Annotated in this window: 20 protein-coding genes and 1 pseudogene; 6 read left to right on the top strand and 15 right to left on the bottom strand. The window is 50.7% G+C overall.

What is annotated here, in order from left to right; translation table 11 throughout:
• The first annotated feature begins 16 nt into the window (after window positions 1–16).
• The 3 genes from GCD22_RS07095 to GCD22_RS07085 all read left to right on the top strand — a co-directional run bounded on the left by GCD22_RS07095 (window position 17) and on the right by GCD22_RS07085 (window position 2,570).
• Window positions 17–907 carry a LysR family transcriptional regulator gene (locus GCD22_RS07095; protein WP_153940533.1) on the top strand — a complete coding sequence of 297 codons (891 nt, stop codon included), beginning with the start codon at window positions 17–19 and terminating at the stop codon, window positions 905–907.
• Between the two features lie 137 nt (window positions 908–1,044).
• Entirely contained in the window at window positions 1,045–1,623 is a 579-nt protein-coding gene (locus tag GCD22_RS07090) for an acyloxyacyl hydrolase (RefSeq protein ID WP_081576664.1), read from the top strand.
• A 29-nt stretch (window positions 1,624–1,652) separates the two neighbouring features.
• A complete protein-coding gene (locus GCD22_RS07085; RefSeq protein ID WP_081576663.1) occupies window positions 1,653–2,570 on the top strand; it encodes a LysR substrate-binding domain-containing protein in 918 nt (305 codons plus the stop codon).
• 245 nt (window positions 2,571–2,815) lie between these two features.
• Here the strand turns inward: GCD22_RS07085 and GCD22_RS07080 are convergent, their stop codons facing one another.
• A complete protein-coding gene (locus tag GCD22_RS07080; protein WP_065980270.1) occupies window positions 2,816–3,598 on the bottom strand; it encodes a sulfite exporter TauE/SafE family protein in 783 nt (260 codons plus the stop codon).
• Window positions 3,599–4,118: 520 nt separating this feature from the next.
• Window positions 4,119–4,628 (bottom strand): rhodanese-like domain-containing protein, encoded by a 510-nt coding sequence (locus GCD22_RS07075; protein WP_153940532.1) that lies wholly within the window; start codon window positions 4,626–4,628, stop codon window positions 4,119–4,121.
• 73 nt (window positions 4,629–4,701) lie between these two features.
• On the opposite strand from GCD22_RS07075, the gene GCD22_RS07070 reads away from it, so the two are divergent.
• Window positions 4,702–5,262: an HdeD family acid-resistance protein gene (locus tag GCD22_RS07070; protein WP_153940531.1), complete on the top strand. Its 561-nt coding sequence runs from the start codon at window positions 4,702–4,704 to the stop codon at window positions 5,260–5,262.
• Window positions 5,263–5,293: 31 nt separating this feature from the next.
• Window positions 5,294–7,015: a chloride channel protein gene (locus GCD22_RS07065; RefSeq protein ID WP_153940530.1), complete on the top strand. Its 1,722-nt coding sequence runs from the start codon at window positions 5,294–5,296 to the stop codon at window positions 7,013–7,015.
• Between the two features lie 193 nt (window positions 7,016–7,208).
• Here the strand turns inward: GCD22_RS07065 and GCD22_RS07060 are convergent, their stop codons facing one another.
• From GCD22_RS07060 to GCD22_RS07000, 12 genes and pseudogenes are all read right to left on the bottom strand, one after another.
• Window positions 7,209–7,655 carry a biotin/lipoyl attachment domain-containing protein gene (locus GCD22_RS07060; protein ID WP_031571045.1) on the bottom strand — a complete coding sequence of 149 codons (447 nt, stop codon included), beginning with the start codon at window positions 7,653–7,655 and terminating at the stop codon, window positions 7,209–7,211.
• Window positions 7,652–8,110, bottom strand: coding sequence for a hemerythrin domain-containing protein (locus GCD22_RS07055; protein WP_153940529.1), 459 nt, complete (start codon window positions 8,108–8,110; stop codon window positions 7,652–7,654). Before GCD22_RS07055 ends, GCD22_RS07060 begins: the two co-directional genes overlap by 4 nt.
• 85 nt (window positions 8,111–8,195) lie before the next feature.
• Window positions 8,196–8,441, bottom strand: coding sequence for a thioredoxin family protein (locus GCD22_RS07050; RefSeq protein ID WP_142087284.1), 246 nt, complete (start codon window positions 8,439–8,441; stop codon window positions 8,196–8,198).
• A 241-nt stretch (window positions 8,442–8,682) separates the two neighbouring features.
• The gene (locus tag GCD22_RS07040) at window positions 8,683–8,985 is read right to left on the bottom strand and encodes a hypothetical protein (RefSeq protein WP_065973832.1); all 303 of its coding nucleotides are present in this window, start codon (window positions 8,983–8,985) and stop codon (window positions 8,683–8,685) included.
• Window positions 8,986–9,068: 83 nt separating this feature from the next.
• The gene (locus GCD22_RS07035; RefSeq protein ID WP_153940528.1) at window positions 9,069–10,154 is read right to left on the bottom strand and encodes a cytochrome d ubiquinol oxidase subunit II; all 1,086 of its coding nucleotides are present in this window, start codon (window positions 10,152–10,154) and stop codon (window positions 9,069–9,071) included.
• Window positions 10,155–10,175: 21 nt separating this feature from the next.
• On the bottom strand, window positions 10,176–11,579 hold the full coding sequence (locus tag GCD22_RS07030) for a cytochrome ubiquinol oxidase subunit I (RefSeq protein ID WP_153940527.1): 1,404 nt from the start codon (window positions 11,577–11,579) through the stop codon (window positions 10,176–10,178).
• A 15-nt stretch (window positions 11,580–11,594) separates the two neighbouring features.
• Window positions 11,595–12,809 (bottom strand): ISL3-like element ISAtc1 family transposase, encoded by a 1,215-nt coding sequence (locus GCD22_RS07025; protein WP_012387019.1) that lies wholly within the window; start codon window positions 12,807–12,809, stop codon window positions 11,595–11,597.
• Window positions 12,810–13,298: 489 nt separating this feature from the next.
• Window positions 13,299–13,528 (bottom strand): annotated as a pseudogene (locus GCD22_RS07020) (integrase core domain-containing protein); the annotation flags it as partial.
• Window positions 13,529–13,846: 318 nt separating this feature from the next.
• Complete coding sequence (locus GCD22_RS07015; protein ID WP_153940526.1) at window positions 13,847–15,346, bottom strand: MFS transporter; 1,500 nt, start codon at window positions 15,344–15,346, stop codon at window positions 13,847–13,849.
• Window positions 15,343–15,921, bottom strand: a complete 579-nt coding sequence (locus tag GCD22_RS07010; protein ID WP_065974448.1) for a PqiC family protein — start codon at window positions 15,919–15,921, stop codon at window positions 15,343–15,345. The genes GCD22_RS07015 and GCD22_RS07010 overlap by 4 nt, the downstream gene beginning before the upstream one ends.
• On the bottom strand, window positions 15,918–17,579 hold the full coding sequence (locus GCD22_RS07005; protein ID WP_153940525.1) for a PqiB family protein: 1,662 nt from the start codon (window positions 17,577–17,579) through the stop codon (window positions 15,918–15,920). The genes GCD22_RS07010 and GCD22_RS07005 overlap by 4 nt, the downstream gene beginning before the upstream one ends.
• Window positions 17,572–17,955 (bottom strand): paraquat-inducible protein A, encoded by a 384-nt coding sequence (locus tag GCD22_RS07000; RefSeq protein ID WP_280527719.1) that lies wholly within the window; start codon window positions 17,953–17,955, stop codon window positions 17,572–17,574. Before GCD22_RS07000 ends, GCD22_RS07005 begins: the two co-directional genes overlap by 8 nt.
• Before the next feature lie 73 nt (window positions 17,956–18,028).
• On the opposite strand from GCD22_RS07000, the gene GCD22_RS06995 reads away from it, so the two are divergent.
• The gene (locus GCD22_RS06995; protein WP_153940908.1) at window positions 18,029–18,928 is read left to right on the top strand and encodes an IS1595 family transposase; all 900 of its coding nucleotides are present in this window, start codon (window positions 18,029–18,031) and stop codon (window positions 18,926–18,928) included.
• A gap of 32 nt (window positions 18,929–18,960) precedes the next feature.
• Here the strand turns inward: GCD22_RS06995 and GCD22_RS06990 are convergent, their stop codons facing one another.
• Window positions 18,961–19,824: a paraquat-inducible protein A gene (locus tag GCD22_RS06990; RefSeq protein WP_244947597.1), complete on the bottom strand. Its 864-nt coding sequence runs from the start codon at window positions 19,822–19,824 to the stop codon at window positions 18,961–18,963.
• Window positions 19,825–19,873 lie beyond the last annotated feature (49 nt).

Below are 19,873 nucleotides of genomic sequence, written 5' to 3'. Positions count from 1 at the left end.
GTGGTTATACCGTTTTATGCAAAAAATAGAGCCATCGTTGTTGCTGGTTTGGGCGCGTGTAGCGCAGCTGAGAAATCTGCAGGCCGCAGGCAAGAGCCTGTTTTTGAGTCAGCCGGCCATCTCCCACCAGCTCAAACGGCTGCAAGACTGGTTGGGAGAACCCCTGTACCACCGGACGGCCCGGGGTATTGAACCCACCGAGATAGGCCGGATTCTCCAGAGAACAGGGGAGAATATGGAAGCGGTCCTGCAGGAAGCCCAGGCCGTACGTGACAAAACCAAAGATTTGTTGCGCGGGACCTTACGCTTATCTGCCAGTCACACGAATGCCGAGTATCTGTTACCCCTCTTGGTGGGCGAATACTGCCGGAAGTATCCCGCAGTCAATGTGCGAACCGCGACCATGAACAGTCAACAGGCCTGGCTCCACCGCGATGAGGTGGATCTGATATTGATTGAAAGCGCAGAAGACCTGGTGCGGGAGCCGGTTGAGTGGACACGGACGACCTTGATAGAAACCGAGATTTCGGCACTGGTTCCGGTCTCCCATCCGCTGGCGGCGTTGACCGCCATCCCCCTTGAAGATCTGGCATCGGAAAAGTTGATCTGGCGTGAGGAGGGTTCCGGCATCCGGGAGGATGTGATCCACGCCTTTCGACAAGCGGGAATCTATCCGTATATCCATTATGAATTCAGCGGATTGGCGGCGGTGCGCAGCGCTGTCAGAAACGGGATTGGTATCGGTTTCTCCTCGACATTACTGTCGCCCGAGCAGCTGGTCGGTGTGCGCCTCATTCCGGTGGTTCCCAGTATTCCCCATACATTAAGTGTGTTGCATCGCACGCATTACGGGCATCTGGTGGCGTCCTTTCTGGAAGTTATCCGGTTATCGGTATTTGAGCATTGAAAGGACCCGGATTCCGACGGATGCTCCTGTAGGACCCGTTTCTTCAAGCAACAAGCGCGCTCATGCACAGGCCTGTGGAGAGGGTTTATCCGTCAGGGCACGATGTCGGTGGCAACTAAGATTACGAAGGAGTATTCATGAAAGATTGGCAAGGTGTTTGTAAAGGAATGGTAACGGGCATGGTGCTGGGCGGGTTCATCGCACTGCCTGCTCAGGCCCAGGCTGAGGATGCGGGGATACGGGTTATTCAGGGTGGCCCTGCGTACTTCAATATGGGGCTCGGTGCGTTTAATGCGGCAGGGGTCAGTCCCGGTGTCGGCAAAAATAACGCGACGCTTCCGGAAATGGATCTGGAATACCAATCCGGCGCCAAGTTATTTGGGATAGGATCTGTTTACGGGATAGTTGCCAACACCGATGGCGGTTTCATGGGTTATACCGGGTTTTACACGGATATTGCCTGGCATCACTGGATACTGACCCCGGTACTGGCAATGGGGGGATACCATCAGGGGCGTGGGAAGCAGTTGTATGGGACCTTCCAGTTTCGCCTGGAGCTCAGCCTGGACTATCAGTTTGCCAATCAATCCCGTTTCGGCCTGAAAATTGCGCATATTTCCAACGCCTTTATCAAAAAACAGGACCCGGGTGAGGATGAAATCCTCCTGAATTACTCCATGCCGATTTCTTGGGGAGAACACCAGCAGGGGGGTTGATTGCTCCTGGTGCGTAGGAGGAACGGGTGATGTTGCATGAACGATTGGATCCCGCGTTATTACTGGTCTGGGCGCAGGCTGCGCGCCACAAGAATCTGCATGCGGCAGCGCAAGCGCTCTTCATGACCCAGCCTGCCGTTTCCCAGCGACTCCGGCAATTACAGGACGTTGTTGGCGAGCCGCTCTATCAACGCAATCCGCAGGGCATTACGCCGACCAGCACTGGCATGGCTTTATTGCGTATCTCCGAGCAAATTGAAAGCGCGCTGGAAAGTGCTCGCGTCCTTTGCCAGGACAGAAAAGACCTGCTGCGGGGTTCTTTGTCGATTCTTGCCAGTCATAGCAACGCTGAAACGCTCCTCCCGCAGGTGATCGCGCGATTCCGGCAGCGTTATCCGGGTGTATTCCTGCGTCTGGTGGCGACCAATAGCCGGGCGGCCCGGGAAATGCGCGATCAGGCTGATCTGGTGTTCGTGGAAGATAGCCCGGCATTGTCCACAGGTTCCGGATGGAAAGAAGAAATGCTGGTGGACAGCACTATTATCCTGCTGGCTCCCGAAACGCCACGCTGGCTTCAGTTAGCCCCAAAACTCGTGCCTCTGCTGTCATTAGAAACAGAGGTGTTGGTGTGGCGGGAAGAAGGTTCAGGCATTCGTGAACAGGCTTTACAGGCCTTGAAAGCGGCGGGCGTTCACCCGGAAATTCGTTATGAGCTCAGCGGTCTTGCGGCTATCCGGGCTGCCGTGCGTTGCGGATTAGGGGTCAGTTTTGTTTCTGCGCTCAGTGATGGTGGTGATCTGCGGCCAGGTCTGGTGACTTTGAAAACGGTGCCCCGAATTCCACACCACCTCTCTGTTTTGTATCGCAAGGAAAGCAGTCACAGTACCCGGGCACTCCTGGATGTACTTCGGCAATCTTTGGGGAAGTCTAATAAAGAATCAGGGTAGCAATGGAGCAGTCAGCCGACTTAGGAATCATAAATGTTAACCAGCGTTATTGGTTAACCACCCGTCAGCGTCAGGATTTTACCGCACTATGTCGTGAAAGGCTGCTCTATAACTCTTCGAATAATAACAAGAAATGCCAGAATATTGATCTGGTCTTGGATGAACAATATTGACGCTGATCCCTGCTGAAAACTGACCAATCGCAAGCGCCAATTGACATCGAGATGCCCGTTGATTAATAAGCCTCATTGAAAATATCCTATTTCTTTATATAACATATAAATAGCGACCAAAACTATGACCCCAATAAAAATATCATTCAACGCAGCTTTACGCCGTCCCAGTTTGTTGGCACTCAGTGCCCCCAACCATCCTCCCAAGATTCCACCAGCTATGTATTCTGCAGCAATACGCCAGTCTACGAGGCCGTTCAGCGAATAACTGATGGCAGTCGCTGTACCAAGGGCCCCCACAGCTAACAATGATGAAGCGACGGCATTCAAAATAGGCAACCGCCCAGAACGCATCAGTGCAGGAACAATAAGGAAACCACCGCCAATGCCAAAAAATCCAGACAAAATGCCAGTACCACCACCGTAAAAATAAACACAAGCATGCCGCTCGCATGTTTTATGCGCAACAGGCTGCTTATCTCGTGTTCGATACATAGTTAAGGCAATCCAAAGCATGAGCAGCGCAAAGAGAATCAATAGATATTTTCCATTGATAGCCTTCCCTAGTTCAGCACCGGCAAAAGCTCCAATAACACCCGCGATAGTAAAACGAATAGCGATTGCCCAGCGAACATTACCAGCACGCGCATGTGGAATCAGATTGATGAAAGCATTGATACCCACAGCCAGTGCCGTGGTACCGATAACCAGATGAGGATTGTGTACACCGACCCAATAGAGCAACAACGGAACCGCCAGAATGGAGCCACCGCCACCTATCAGTCCCAAGGAAAACCCTACGATCACACCAGCCAGGATGCAATCAAGATTTTGGCCTAATGTCAATGCAATCATAAAGTTTCACCATGGTTAACAATTGAATAACTTTTTTTTCTAATAGAAAGTAGAGCTCCCTCGTCATCTTAGGCGATGGATCTGAGAATAAGCTTGAGCAGAATCAGGTAAGCCATACATAGTGGAGCGTTGACCATGTCTCCCATATATTTGAAGTTTATGGTTTTAATTACCGCATGTCCATGCTTCCTAATCATCTGTCTAACCCCAATCAATCAGCGGCTGCAATTCACAATTGCTGATCCCTAGCCGTGCAAAATCAAAAACATTTCCCGACTACGCCTCAATAGCAAACTCTTTAAGAATCATATAATCGTTATTATTCTTCAATATCATGCCTGTCAAACAGCGGCTATGGTTGGTCCCAATTCCGTAGAAGCCAGCATCAGAACTCTCCACCTTTGACTGCATCAATAATATTGTCTTTTTAATCTACCAGTAATTTAAATTTCTTTATTCCACGACATGGTGTAGCAGAACTGAAGCTGATAGTTGGCTTATAATTCATCAATTAAAATAATCATCTCCTTTTAACGCTAAAAATATCAGTCTGGATTTTATTTAGGTTATATCCGTCTGCCACCCAAAGAGGAATCCCTCCCTTTAAATAGCTGACATCGACAAATTCCATTTCTTTGAGCGCCAACGCTGCCAATGAAGATCTACCTGCAGATGGACAGTCACAGATGCAACCGATTTTCATCTGCCGTGCAGATGCAAGCAATTTGTGGTGACCTCTGAATTTTAGATCAGCGGCCATCTCTAGGATACCTCGGGGAATTGCTATAGCACCCGGAATACTCCCATGAGATAGTTCATCCGCTTCTCTGACATCTACCACGATTATGGCGTTGCAGCGGATCAGGTGATGCAGCTCGTTGGGCATCATCCCATGGATTGCTTCATGTGCCTCGTATATAAGGCTTTTCATCGTAGACATATCATCACATAGGTAGTAGGATTCATTTGTAAATAGTACAGGAAATAGAAAAATTTTTCGAGATGGTTGAATATCAAATTTAAGCATCATAATTTCGGTTGCTTACATACACTAGTTGCTCCTTATTTAGGAATTGTTCATTAATTTAGAAAAGGATGGCATCATGAACACAACACCACCAGATTTAACGACGATTATCAAGTCAGAACAACATTATCTCGGAAAATATACTTTAGTGGTAGGTTTAATCTTGATTGTAATCGGCATTTTCGGCTTGCTCAGTCCCGTGATTCTTTCCGCAGCAACTGATGGCATCCTGGCGGGGATTCTTATTCTTGGTGGCGCAGTATGGATAGCTCATAGCTACCAACTGCATGCGCATGGGCTTGGGGATTGGCTCAGGCCGCTTCTTTTGCTGATAACCGGAGCTATTATGGTAGCCCTTCCGGCCGCTGGCATCGCCAGCATTGGCTTGCTTTTTATTCTGTATTTCTTTATTGACGCTTACCGTAATTTTACGCGGCCCAAGGTGTTGAGTGGAGTCGGACGTGGCTGGTTTTTTTTCAGCGGTATTATCGATGTGTTGATTGCGTTGCTTTTTATCGTCACCTGGCCGCAAGGTTCACTGATACTGGTCGGTATTTTTGTCGGGGTGAACCTTATTTTTGATGGAATAATCTTGATAATAGTGCGCAATGGTATCATCGGACTAACGAAGTCCTGAAGAATAACCAACCATTGTTGCATCTGGGCCAATGAATAAACTTGTTCGTATGTTGCGGCAACTTTTTTATCCGCACGTTCACACCCTCGATTCAACCGGCCTTAGTTTCAGTCCAAAATTTTGGCTGCTTATTGTTTTTACCGGTATCGGTGCTGGGTTGGGTGCGGATTTTTTGATGTTCCTACTCTCCACGGTTCAACATCTCAGCTACCACTACGCACATGGATATTTTCAGGTGGCGGCAGAGCATGTCTCCGGCTTACATCGCTTGGGCGTATTAATTTCTGCCGGAGTATTAGCTACCTTTGCAGTCTGGCTGTTACGCAGATTGTCGCATGGGGCCAATAGCGATGTAGTTCACGCTATATGGTTTCAATCTGGAAGCGTGAATTTTTGGCATACCATCGCTCAGGCGATACTTTCTATGACCATCGTCGGCATGGGCGCTTCCCTGGGGAGGGAAGGAGCACCCAAACAGGTAGGAATGGCAATCGCTAGCCTGCTTTCACGGTGGGGAAGGCTCTCATCGACAGAGACGCGTTTCCTCGCCGCCTGTGGAGCCGGCGCAGGGATGGGAGCGGTTTATAATGTTCCACTCGGTGGCGCGCTTTTTGCGCTGGAAGTCCTGCTGGGTTCAGTGACTTTACCTCTTCTGTTGCCCGCCATTACCACGGCATTGATTGCTACTGCAGTATCCTGGATCACTCTTCCTGACCAGCCCACGTACACACTTCCAATTTATACGTTTCATATCGGAGAACTGTGCTGGTCGCTCCTATTTGGACCATTAGCCGGCGTTATGTCTGTTTTGTTTGTTCGTCTCATCATATGGGTGGATATCCATAAGCCTCAGTCGGGATGGTCTATGTGGGCGCCCCTGCTTATGTTTACCCTGCTTGGGATATTAGCCATTCCTTATCCACAACTTTTAGGAAATGGAAAGGATGTCACTGAGTTTGCTTTTAATAGTCAACTTCCTTTACTTCTAATGCTTACTCTTGTTGTGTTAAAACCCTTGGTGACGGCAGGGTGTCTTGGAAGTGGTGCCCCGGGTGGCCTTTTCACACCCAGTATTACCTATGGAGCGGTGTTAGGAGGATCAATGGGTGATTTGTGGTCTTTGATCTGGCCTGGAGCGGCTATTGGAAGTTACGCCGTAATTGGCGCAGGTGCTTTACTCGCTGCCACGATGCAAGCGCCTCTGGCCGCCATAGTTTTGCTGCTGGAGCTCACGCACAATACTATGGGCATTATGATTCCTGTTCTGTTAGCCATAGTATCCGCTGTTTTCACTGCTCGCCTGTTAGATAAGCGGTCTATTTATTCTGGCCCTGCCGGTATTGAGCCATTCATTGAGCAAGTCTCTACGCACCCAGTACATACTGCATTTGATGACCTGATCACGCCGTCATTTCAGAATATCGTGCCGATCTCTGCCAGCTACAGCCACCTTGTAAAGTTGATGGGTACTGACGATCCCCCGCACAATTTCTATGTGGTGGATCACAGCGGTCAACTCGCCGGTATGATTTTTTCGAAAAATCTAAGAACTGCGGACTTGCTAACGCGTACCTTGAATGTTGCAGCGGCCGATGATTTGAAAACACCAATTACCGCTATTCGATCCGATCAAAGCCGTAAAGAGGTCATCGATCTTATTGATCAACCTTATTTTTCCGAGATGCCAGTGATTGATTGTGTCAGCAAACGATATATAGGTGTTGTCAGGTCATCTTCGGTAATCTGTAAATAGCTATTCATCGTAATCCATCTGGCCGGCCGCACCGGAGTGAACGTCAGTCAGTTTGTAGCGCGAGGAGATTCGACCGCTATCATCATTCGCGACTACGTCTGCATACACATCCCACCACCTGAGCGCCCCAGTCAATCAGGTCCAGTCCAGAAGGACGCAGGCGGGCTGAGCATAAAGCGGCCTGATTCATGGCTCATTCCGAACAGCGCATACACTGCACCCCATACCGTTTGATCCAGGCCTCCAGTGCTTCAATAGCTTCACTACCGGTTTTGACGTTGTCCAGGGCATGTTGGGGATCATCCGGTTTGATGCGGGCAATCCAGGCGTCCTTGTAAGGATCAATATTGATCAGGTGCGGGTCTTCCAACAATTGCTCGTTGCGGGCAATGACTTCACCGGCAAAGGGCACGGGTACGCCGCCCGCCCATTTGCCACTTTCCAGCGTAGCCACATGCCGTCCGGCCTCCAGATGTGTACCGATCTTTTTAATACGGGCTTTTTGCAGGCGGCCCGACATGGTCTGCGCAGGGTCTGTGACGCCAATCGTCAGCGTACCGTCTTCTTCCGGACGCACCCAGACATAATCAAGATCATAAAACAGGTCTTCAGGCAGTTCACAACCATTATATTCACTCATGATGTGGCCTCCGCCTCAAAGTCGAGAATACGCTTTCCCGCAGCTTCACCCTGATCCGCCAATGCGGCAGCCAGATAGGGATAAAGTTCAGTTTCTTCCTTGGCATCGTGTTGCTTGAGTATGGTTTGGACGGTACTCAGCAGATCGTCAAAGGTCTCGGCATCCTGATCCGCAATGGCTTCCGCCATTTCTTCAAAAAACACCCGCAGATCCTGATGCCCCTTGCGAAGTAGCGCGGTCAGAGGATGATCTTCGCCACCTTCCTGTAGCTCGAAGGCAGGGAATAGGGTGCTTTCCTCCACGACCATATGACCATCGACAATCCCATGGCGAAAGGCTTCCAGGAACTGCGCAGCCTCCTGCCACGCATCTTTGCCGACAGCCTGGGCACTCTGCTCCAAAAGTTGATCCAGGCGTTCATGGTCCTGTTGCATGATCTGATCTATGGGTGTCATGACATTCTCCAAAAAGGTTGCGGTGTGTTTCTACGGGACCTGAACGTGGCCGAAGCTTTATTCAAGCGTATTCAGGAGTTTGTGTTCATTGGGCGCCGAGCATTTTCAGCACTTCGCCCAGGGGCTGTGCGCCCACTGTCTTCAGGGCACCGTCCACGACAATGGCCGGGACCGTTTTAATGCGCAGATTGCTGACGATTTCGCGCCCTTCGCGATCCGCCACATCCAGTACCTGCAGTTCCATCGGCACCTTTTCCGCAGCTTGTTTCCATACTGCTTCAGCCTGCGGGCAAACCGGGCACCATTTCGAGACCAGAATTTGTACTTTCATCTTTATCTCCTCCAATCGCGCTAACCGTTGGGTGCAAAAGAATCAAAATGTATGTGCGCATGAGGCACGCCGTGAGAACGCAGGAGGTCAATGGCCGCTTCTATCATGCCGGGTCCGCCACACTCATGAGGTAGGTCTCGTCTATTTGCATCCAATCAAAGTCGGTGTGTTTATTATATGTTGCATAAACATAGATCCCAAGACCCTGTTGTGATTAGCGGCCTTGAAGATCGCTTATTCATCAACAAGCCACAGTGGCATAGCCTGCATTTTTGCTATGCTTTAGGCTCTGACGGAGAATCTGAAAAAAGCGTTGATAGCGTGACAGCTCCTGCTCCATAAGCAGACCCTGATCAGCCATTCGCTTCTGATTGGTATCATTGGGGGGCCGTTCTTCATTGAGCGACTCAATCTCGACTCTCAGTGCATGCCATTGTTCATTAACTAGATCGTGACGCAATTCCAATACATTCAGAATATCCAAAATTGTCTGATCGTCGAACATAGGTTCCTCTTTAACCGATAATACCTGTTTGGGTTTCATATGTACCTCCGTGACCTTTTGTCTAGTGACATCTTTCCGGGATAGTTGGGAATGCTTTTAAAAAAACATCCCCAACTGTTGAATCAATGACCGCTATAAGCAGCCATTTTTGTGGTACGACCACGGAATACCCAGATTTGGTATGCGTTGTAACCTATCATGATAGGGAAGAAACCCGTCATGAACAAAGTAAACACGGCGATAGAGTCGGTCGGATTTGCCGCCTGCGCTATCGTCCATGTTTCCGGTACGATGTAGGGGAACATCGTTGCCCACATGGCAAACCACATCAGGGCGACTACACCTTCACCCCAGAGCAACGCCGCGAAATCCTGACGACTGGAATGCGCCATCATGGACTTATAAGCGAAGAACAAGATGAATAAAATCCAGATGAGCCACACCCACCAGTAGGGACCCGTCCACTTGGCACTTACCCAAGGGAAGATGGCATATGACCATATCAAGGTGATGACAATGGCCCCCAACGCGAGCAAAGAAAACAGATTGGTCCATTTTACGGCGCGTTTATAAATGGGATCCTCATGATCAAAGCGCGCGCAAAGATAGAGCCCGCCAGCTAAACCTCCAGCAATGACTGCTCCAATGCCTGTCCAGATACTGAATGGGCTGAGAAAACTGAAAGGACCTCCGGAAAAGTGCGGTATGGCATCAAAAGCCGACGCATGCGCAGCAGCAACCCCCTCAAGCGCAATACCATGTTGCATGGGAAAGCCTTGCAAAGTCGCTCCCAATGCGACACCTGCCCCAAAAGGTGCTAATAGACTGCCCAACGCGAATGCCAAACCCCAGGATTTTTTAGAGCGGGTAGCATGCCCATGAAACTCAAAGGCGATAGCGCGAGATATAATACCCCATAGGGCGAAAGCCAAGGGAATCAAAAGATAATTGAACGTTGACCCGTAAACCAGGGGAAAGGCTCCAAAGATCACGCCACCAGCTACCACCAGCCAGGTTTCGTTGGCGTCCCAAACACCCGCCATAGAGGCCATGATTGCGGCCCTTTCCTGTTCATCTTTAGCAAACAAGGCAAACACGCCAGCACCAAGATCTGCACCATCAAGACCTATATAAAACAAGAAAGACAAACAGAGGAGCAGCCACCACCAAGTAGACAGTGTGGTGGCGATTCTTGCAAGATCAAACATTGATTTTCTCCTTTAGCGGGCTCATACGTTTTTGTCTAACGTAGGTTTGGCAAAAGTCGGTTTAACAAGACCTCCGCCGGCTTTTTCTCCACCGTCTTTTCCGCCTGTGTCTTGATGGAAAAGCGTATCTGAATGCGGGATACCGTCGGTGCCTTTGGCGATGACGCGACTGAAGAAATACCAAGAGCCGCTCCAAACGGTCAGTTCAAAAATGATATAGCCGACCCACCAGAAAACCTCCTGACCAACCGTCATATGACTGACGCCTTGGTATGTGCGCATGAGACCGTTCACCAACCATGGCTGCCGTCCCACTTCACGCGTCCACCAGCCGCACCAGACGGCCAGATAGGGTAGAAACGCGGAAAACACAACCGTTCTCAGGAACCAGGGGCGTTTACGCAGATCTGTTGCATTGAGCTTACCGGTCAAACGTAACCAGTTCCCCCACAGCGCCACAAAGAAGAGGAAGAAACCAATAGTTACCATGATCCGGAAAGAGTAAAATGGAACCCATACGTCCGGTCGATCCTTGGCTGGAAACTGGTCCATACCAGGAACGACGCCGTTCATAGTGTGGGTTTCGAGCATACTCAAAACATGTGGAATAGTAATGGCGAACACGTTGCCCGTATTCTGAGCATTCGGGAAGGCGATGATATGCCATCCAGTATCTACCTTCCCGTCAGGCAGGTAAGTCCGATAATGTCCTTCCATAGCTGCCAAAGAAGTTGGTTGTGTTTGGGCTACAGTTCTTCCCAATCCGTCTCCCAACCAGATTTGCGCGGGAGTAACAATCAAAAGCGCCAATAAAGCAGGCCTGAGAATCTTCGTAAAAAGATCGGCATTACGGTTTTTGAGGATGAACCAGGCGCTAGCGCCTACAGTAACAAATAATGCCAACTCAATCGTGGCTACCCACATATGGGGAAATCCCCAGATGCAGTTCTCGTTGAAAATGGCACTCCACCAATTCTTCACCTCAAATAGCCCATGTTTCAGAAAGATGCCGTCTGGCGTTTGCATCCACGAATTGGCCACCAAAATCCAGAAAGCGGAAAGAGTTGATGAAAGTCCAACATTAAAAGTGGAAAAGAGATGCATACCTTTCCCGATCTTGCCCCAGCCAAAGATCATAAGGCCGATGAATCCGGCTTCATACATAAAGGCGGTGATGGTTTCAAAACCCAGGATATTGCCGAAGAATGGACCGACGGCTTGGGAGAAAGGACCGTAAAGAATGCCGAAAGCCATTTCCATGGTGACGCCGGTAGCGACGCCGGCACCGAAATTGATGATAAAGATTTTTTCGAAGAAACGTTCCAGACGATACCAACGCTCGTTGCCCGTTCGTAGCCACGCTACCTCAAGAGCGAAGAGTATCCAGGCCATTCCGATCGTAAGAGGCGTGTAGAGTATATGCAGGGGTTCCTCGTCATTTCAAGTGGGTAGCCTGAGATCCAGCTTGCCCAGGATCAGGTAGGCCATGTTGATAAAGTTCTTGTGCGTGCGGTAACCCCGAGCCTTGGCCTTGGCGGATTGAATGAGGCTGTTGAAACCTTCCAGAATTCCATTGGTGATCTGGCTCTCGAACCATCGGAGCACGCCATCCCAGTGATTCATGATGGTGTAGGCGACCCTGACGATAGGCGGCAGATCGCTGGTTCTGGCGTTTTCCAACCAGGCTTTCAAGAGGGTAGCCCCCTGGTGGCGATTCTTGATCGTGAAGATGTCCTGAAAGGTCAGGCGGAACTGGTAGGCCTGCGCCGTCTTGAGGTTCTGGTCTTTGAGCAATTCCTGCAGCTTTTCTTTCTGCTTCATTTTGAGGTTGCAATCGTTCTTGAGCCAAAGCCAGCGGGTCTTTTTGAGATTTGGCTGGGTGAGGACTTCCCCCTTGCGCACGTCGTCTACGGCCTCGTTGACGAGCTTCATGAGGTGAAAACGATCGAAAGTGATCTCCGCATTGGGCAGGTGCTCGGCAGCCCCTTTCTGGAAGGCCGGCGAGAGGTCCATGCTCACATCGGTGATCGCTTCCGCGCTACCACCATGGGCCTGTAGATCTGCGGAGAATTTCTCAAAGGTCTTGGCATCCTTGCCGGGAGTAGCGAACAAGAGTCGCCGGGCATTCAGATCCACGAAGAGCGTGATGTAGTCATGTCCATGCCGACTGCTGGTTTCATCGACGCCGACGGCATGGACATTGGCCATATCCACCGCAGCACGAGCTTCGGGCACATAATGGTCAATCACTCGCCACAGGAGCTTGTCGGTCTCACCGACCATGCGAGCTGCCGTCAATACCGGCATCTCCCGCACCAGGGTCATGATCAGCGCTTCAAAGAGCAGGGTGAAACGCGAGCCTTCCCGCGCCCAGGGAACAGATATCTGATGCACTCCATGCTCCTGGCACTTCACACGAGGTACACGGGCATGGAGATAGGCTTCATGCTGGAAGAAATCCATGTGCCGCCAGGTATGGTCACGGGTATCATGTACCGGACACTCCTCACCACAGACGGAGCAAGCAAAGCGACTACCTTTGGGAAAGTTGATGTGCAGATCCAGGCGTTTCTCCTCCACCGTGAAAGTCACATGATCCACCAACCACGGCGGAACCAATCCTAACGCGAGAGAAAACAGCTCTTCAGGGACCATCAGCTAACTCCTATTCAGGGCACGACCGCTCCACAGCATTCTACCCCCTACCCACTCAATCTGACGAAGAGCCTATGCAGGGACGTGATCCATGCAAAATCCAAACGACTCAAAAGCACCGGCCAAGTGTTTTCCAGTAGCATAATGAAATCTCCATGATAGTTGATTTGCTAACATCGAATCTATGCAGATTCTGGTTAACTATAGACAATAATCATGCCTCAATAGGTTAATATATTAACCTATTGATCTAAAAATGCTTTTCTTCAGTGGGTTTTTACGATTTAAAGAAAATGGTTTATATAAACCGCAATGGCTGGTTTATATAAACCATAGCGGTTGATATGAACCATTTTGTTGCTGGTAGGTTTGACGGTTATGATGGACCCATGAATCAAGATAAAAAGCGCGGGAGTTTAAGGTTTAAGGTAGTCTGGTTTCTAACATTGCAGCAGGATGGCGCTGCCCCAAATCGTCCCTGAGTAATGGTTATGCTGCAACCTTCGGATAGCGGTCCACAATGCAGGCGCCGCCCCCTTGCCCTGTCAGGTATACCTGATCTGGTGTCAGATAGCCGAGAGACTGATGAGGCGGCAACTATTGTAAAATTCAAAGTAGGCAGCCAGCTCAACCATCAGTTCCGGTACATGGCCATAACCCCGCAGGTAAATATCCTGGTACTTCACACTGCGCCAAAGCTGCTCCACGAAGATGTTATGTGTGCTTTGCGAAGGCACGATTATTCCGTCGGAATTTAATCCGACCCGGCAACTCTCGGTCCAGTCGGAAGCACATGGGGCGGTCCAGGAGATAATAAATGGGCTGAAGCACTCTGAGAAAAGGCCTCTCCAGGAGGTCGGTGGACGCTGCGAGCCGCAATGTGAGTGAATACCGGGCAGACCTGAAAATATCATTGCAGAAGTCGACTCGCCATTATAACGGGGAAGGTCGTGGTTCTTTGGGAAGCGAGCGAGATACGCACCAAGGGTCGAGAGTTGTCTTTGCCTGGCCGGCCAGCGGATGGAGTCAAAAGATTCTCAGGAATTCTCTGATGTTTTCCGTGCCTGTTGAGAAAACAGCGCGGTTGCCACATCGCGTGGATAGGTGAAAACGGCAGAAAGCATGAGAATAGTGGCCACCAATAGCAAAATCGTGAAAATTCCAAAAGTAATGCGCAGGCCATAGCCATTTCCACAATGTTGGAGTTGGCAATGGCTTTCAGAAAAGTGGGTGGATACCCAACCAAAGGCAAAGGGTGCGGCGGCTTCAAGAATATACCGCAAGGATATTCGAATCCCTTCTGCACGCCCCCAGAGCCGTGAGTGCATAATATCCAGTCGCGCGGCATCCAGCGTGGGATTGGTGGCACCCAGTGCTGCAGACCCCCCAAACAACCAGATAAATTCGAGAACCTGATGGTTGGTATTCAGGGCCAGCAGAAAAAACGGAATGGTGAGCAGGAAGGCTATTCCAGTAACCCATACTCTTGCAGTAATCAGTCCTTTGCGTAGTAACCAGTCAGCTATCCAACCGCTGGCGATCACCCCGCCAATGCCGCCTAAACCCGCACCGACAAAAAGACTGCTGGCTGCCATGGTATTAATGTGAAAGCGTTGGGTGAGATAAAGAATGCCGAAAGCCAGCAGTCCGGTAAAATAAAAATACCCGGCGGAGGACGCGGAAATCAGTATCACATTGCTGGGAATGCTGAGAATGGTTTTTGCGGCCCGAAACCAGTGCCATTGGGTGGGGTCTTCCGGCAATATCCTTTTGCTGAACGGTTGAATCGATTTTTTGCGAATATCTTCGAGCAAATAGCGCCTGTTCTTTTGGGGTGTTTCTTGGGTCAGTTCTAAAGCGAGTTTATCCATATTGTTGCGTTGGGGTTCGCGCATGCCTTTCCATAATAAATAGGCAAGGAGGATCGCCATAATGGCCAGTACAAAAAATACCGTGCGCCAGTTGCTGAGTGTGTTGACGGTGCCAGCCAGAATCATGCCGATACCTGCTCCCAATAATTCACCGCCGACAATCAACCCGAAGGCTCGTCCACGCCATGAGGGTGGAAATAAATCCCCCGAAAGAGAAGCAATGACGGGACCAACGGAAACTCCGGCCGCTCCAGCCAGCATTTGCGTCAGCAGGAACCAGTTATAGCCGGGACTGATCCCACTCAGGAGCATGGCTATTGCCCATAAAACAATCAGTTTTATGAGTAATGGAACACGGCGTTGGCGGTCACCGAGAATACCCACGGGCAGAGCTGCTGCAGCGCCGGTGAGTATGGAAGCGGTAGATAGCAGACCATAATCAATGTTGCCGATATGCATGCTGCTTTCCAATGCCGGCGCCACTGTACCCAGAGCGGCCAGATTGAGACTGGCGAGGCCCTGAGTAAGCGCCAGCAAAATGATGGCCCGCAGTCTGGGTATGGCATTCAGCCAGCTTTTTTCCTGTTGAAGCAGTGCTTCAACAAGTTTAAGGGGATTTAAATATGTATGCTGGGTGAAAGTATGCCCGTTTTTGTGGATGTTCATCCCAAATGATGCGCCAATTCCCCAGAGAGCCTTTCCAGTAACTGGCTCATGGCAGCAGCTTGCGCGGTGGGGCTGGAAGGGATATTGCCCCGATAAAAATGACTGCGTCCCTGAGTTTGGAGATGACCATCGGGCATGCGGCTGATAAACCAGTCGGCCTGCAAAAAGACCTTGCCATCATTACTGGGGATGAAACTCTGGACGTTGATTTTGACCAGAAGATAAGGGCCATTCGGTATGGGATCCCCGGGCATGAGCACGGTTTTATCCGGCAATTCGCTGGCCAGATCCTGGGCCAGTACTTTTTGCGCCATACCGCCCAGAGGCGCCGCCCAGCGGACATGACCGGCAACGTCCAGGCGATGTTTACCCTGGAGCGTGGTGAGGTAAAGACGGTCAATATCTGCGGGCATCTGCACATGCGCAACGACTATGGGCAGTCCTTGGCCCTGCAAGGATTGTCTGGCCGGAACAGGAGATGGGGAGGATAGGGTCAGGTACTGGGTGGGTACGGAAGCGCAGCCAGCGAGTGCCGCCGCCATTCCCAACAAGAAAAGTTTTCTGTGCAATGTCATGGTCTTTTTCCAAAAATCAGGGCATTGGGGTGACTGTTCAAATAATCGGTCAATTCCCGCAATGACTGGGCGGTTCGTGATAATTCATACAAAGCGCGTGGGAGGGTCGTGGATTCTGGCGCATTGGCGGCGCTTCCCTGGCTATGGAGCAGGGCATTGCCTGCCTGCAAGGCGGCATGCGCCTCCTGGCTGGCCCCTTTCAGTGATTTCAGGATGGCCGGTAATTGCTGGTTGGCCGTGCGCGTCAACGTATCCAGATGGGCCATGATCTGTTGCACATGTTGCAAGGTCTCGCGGGTTTGTGGAGAGCTGCTTAAGGTCGCCAGATTCTGGCTGAGTTGATCCAGATTGGCGGCAATTTTCTGGAGAGGAAGCGCATGGATTTTGGTCAGTATGCCATTCAGCTGACGAACACTGTTTTGAATGCCTGCTTCGTGGACCATGGGAATGATGGGCGGCTGACCCGGCAACAAACGGGCAGCTTTTGCACCTGGAACCAGACTGAGATCTATGACCCTGGAACCCAGCATCGGAACAGTGCTCCCCAGTTGCGCCCGTAAGCCCTGGGCAATCAGGTGGCGAAGAATCCCGTTCATTTGTGCGGAAGGCTGGGCCATGTCCCATGGCTGTCCATGACGAAGGGGAATCGCCTCGGGATTGATCTGGATGTGGATGTCCGTCAAGAGCACCTGCCGCTGAGTATCAAAAAACATGTGTACGGCCGTGACGCTACCCACACGGGTCCCTTCCAGCATGACGGCGGCACCGGATTTCAATCCCTGTGGACCACCAGGCATTTGCATTTGATAGGCCACAGCATTTTCGAGAGGAGCATTTTTTGCCGCAGCAGCATTGCCATAAAGGCGAAAATGCTCATTATTAACCACGGGGTTGCCAGTTTTGGGGGTGGAAAAACTGATGGCGCCGCTTAATAGTGCAGAAATAGCGGGTATATGAACGCCAGGGTGCTCACCAAACAGGCTGACAGCGATATTGCCTGAACTCCAGAAACGACTATGCTTATTGACCAAGTGTAAGCTTTTTTCGGGAATGAAAGCGTAAATTTCGAAGCCATCGCCATTTTTTTGCAAGGTTTCCCCACGTATTTCACCGACTTGTTCACCTCTGTAGAGAATGGGTGCACCGCGTGAAATATTCCCTTTCTCCGGAGCGTGCAAAATCAGGGTAATGCCTTGGGATTCACTTTTCAGAACGGGTTCTTCATTCAGTCCGATGACATGATGGAGTGTGGGGCCACTATGCGGATCAATGCCTATGTAGGGGCCGGCAATAATGGATTTGAGGGAGCTGAGGTCGGAAAAACTGACTTTTTCACCGGCAACCCAGTAGCGTGTACCTTTGCCCAGATGATGCGCCATGTAATTATCAAAACGCATGGAAACTGAAATTTCTCCAAGGGATTTCGACAGCTTGACAGCGGTGACGTGACCAACGGTAACACCACGATATTTCACTACCGTATGGTCGGCTTTGATGCCGCCCATAGTCGCAAATTGCACGGTTACAGAAGGTCCCTGGTCCATGTAGGTGCGTAAGGCCAACCAGGCCACAATGGCGAGGGCCGCGACAGGCACGGCCCAGATCAAACCGGGCCAGCGGGAGCGTCGAATTTTTGCAGTTGGCAAAGGATTATTCATGAGGTTCCATTAGATAAGCGGCCCAGAGTGCGCGGGGATCAAAGATTTCTGTCGCGATCATAGTCAGCACGACGACTGCGAGAAATGCGGGAAGTGCATCGCCCACATAAACCGCCAGTAATCCGGATAAGTGCATCAAAGGCAGAAAGACAGTAACGGTAAATACATCTACATGTGACCAGCGGCCAATGGTTTTTATTAAGCGATAGGTTTCTGTTTTTAATTTTAGTCGCTTAACAGAGTGGAAGTGCACGGATATAAAAAACCAGCTCAAGGAAAAAAGCTTCAAAAGCGGAATTAAAATGCTGGCGACGAAAATAATGGCGGCAAATAGTAAAAAATGCGCATCAATCAGTTTCATGACCCCGGTCATAATGGAGCATGCCTCTGAACCTTTCTCATCATTAATTGCCTAATTCCATATAAGTCATATGGTTGGAGGTGCATAGATGAAAGCAGAAGCCATGAATTTGCTGCAATGGCAGGCGCGGTTTGGTACGGAAGAGAAATGTGCCGAAGCGCTGAAACAACAGCGCTGGCCCAATGGCTTTCAATGCCCACATTGTGGGCACGATCAAGGCCACTGGGTAGTGTCTCGCAAGGTCTGCCAGTGCAATCATTGCCGACGCCAGACCTCTGTAACGGCTGGCACCCTCTTTCATTCCACCAATCTGCCCTTGGTGCAGTGGTTTCTGGCCATCTATCTGATGGTCTGCGACAAAGGTGGCTTGTCGGCCCTGCGCCTCTCCAAGCAGATCGGGGTCTCCTGGATTACTGCGCACCGGATGCTGCGCAAGATGCGCCACGCCATGGCGGACCGGGACAGTATCTACCGCCTGGGTGGATTGGTTGAGTTGGATGATGCTTTCGTGGGCGGACGTCGATCCGGAGGCAAAAGCGGACGCGGTGCAGAAGGGAAAACACCGATCCTGGTAGCTATTGAAAGCCGGGATAAGAAGGCGGGTTTCATGGCTATGGAAACCATCCCTTCGGTATCTGCTGGAAATATCCGACAGTTCGTTCAGCGTCATTTGCTCCCCTGGCAGACTACCCGCACGGATGGCTTGATGGCATTGCGCGTTCTGGGAGAAACCCAGCACCATGAAGGCCGTGTTACACCGCCAGAACAGGTAGATGAATGGCTGCCCTGGGTACACATCGCTATTGGCAACCTTAAAGCGTTCTTGCTGGGAACTTACCATGGAGTCACCGGCAAATATCTGCAGGAATACCTGGATGAGTTCGTCTATCGCTTCAACCGACGCTTTTGGGAGCCTGAGTTGCCATTGCGCCTGCTCAATGCCTGTATGGACCATATCCCTGTCCGATTGGTAGCTGAAAAAGGTTAAGAGGCATGTAATGGAGTAACCTTCCATTTTCCCTATCTGATAGTTATATTCCATAGGGTAAGCATACGCGAAGGGATAACAAAAAAACCCGCCAAGGTAAAGGCCAGGGTACGCATGGTCGATTGTGGTTTATAGCGCCAGACTTTTGCCGCGCAACGTGGGCAGGCTTGCCCTTCCTGATGGGTGGCGACGGGCATGCCGCAATGACTACAACCCATATATTCCTGGTCCGGATCCAGAGATTCCACATTAGGACCAATGCGCCGCCATATTTCCCGTCTTTCCAGAGTCGCCCGCGTGAGCATGCTGAGAAAGGCCAGCCCCACCACGCACCAGCCTCCGGTACCTACTTCGATGGGTAAAAAGGGCGCGACCCGTTCATAGCCGATGCCAAAACCAATCAGAAAAACATCCAGCATGGCCCATTGGTCCAGCCATTCAGACCAGCGAAACATCCTGCCCAGCCAGCTCGGGTAGTGCCCGGTATCCAGTTGGAGCAATACCACGGCCAGGGTGCTGAAGCGTAAAAAGGGGAGGATGAGCAATTCCAGGGCCAGAATCACCGCCACCACGGGCCAACCTTGGGCAGCCACTCCCCAGATGCCTGACGCAAGTACACTTTGATGATGCACGCCAAATATATCAACGGACAGCAATGGTAGAAAATTGGCTGGGATCAGCAGGAACAGGGCCGATAAGGTCATGGCCATGGCCGCGTTAATACTGCGACCGGAGGTGCGTTCCAGAATATGACCACAGCGCGGGCAGACGAGCTTGCCCCGGCCTTGTAGAGGCTGCAAACGCTGAATCAGTCCACAATCCGGACAGACCTCCACCCCGTGAGGCGGGTCCAGAGTGGCATCAGGTGCCCCAATCAGGGTAGTAGTCCACTTCATATCATTAAGATGTCCATTAGATAATCTCAATAGAGTCAAATAATGCGGC

Source organism: Acidithiobacillus thiooxidans ATCC 19377 (assembly GCF_009662475.1).
In the GTDB taxonomy this organism is placed as follows: domain Bacteria; phylum Pseudomonadota; class Gammaproteobacteria; order Acidithiobacillales; family Acidithiobacillaceae; genus Acidithiobacillus; species Acidithiobacillus thiooxidans.
This window is presented reverse-complemented; position numbering and strand designations above follow the sequence as displayed.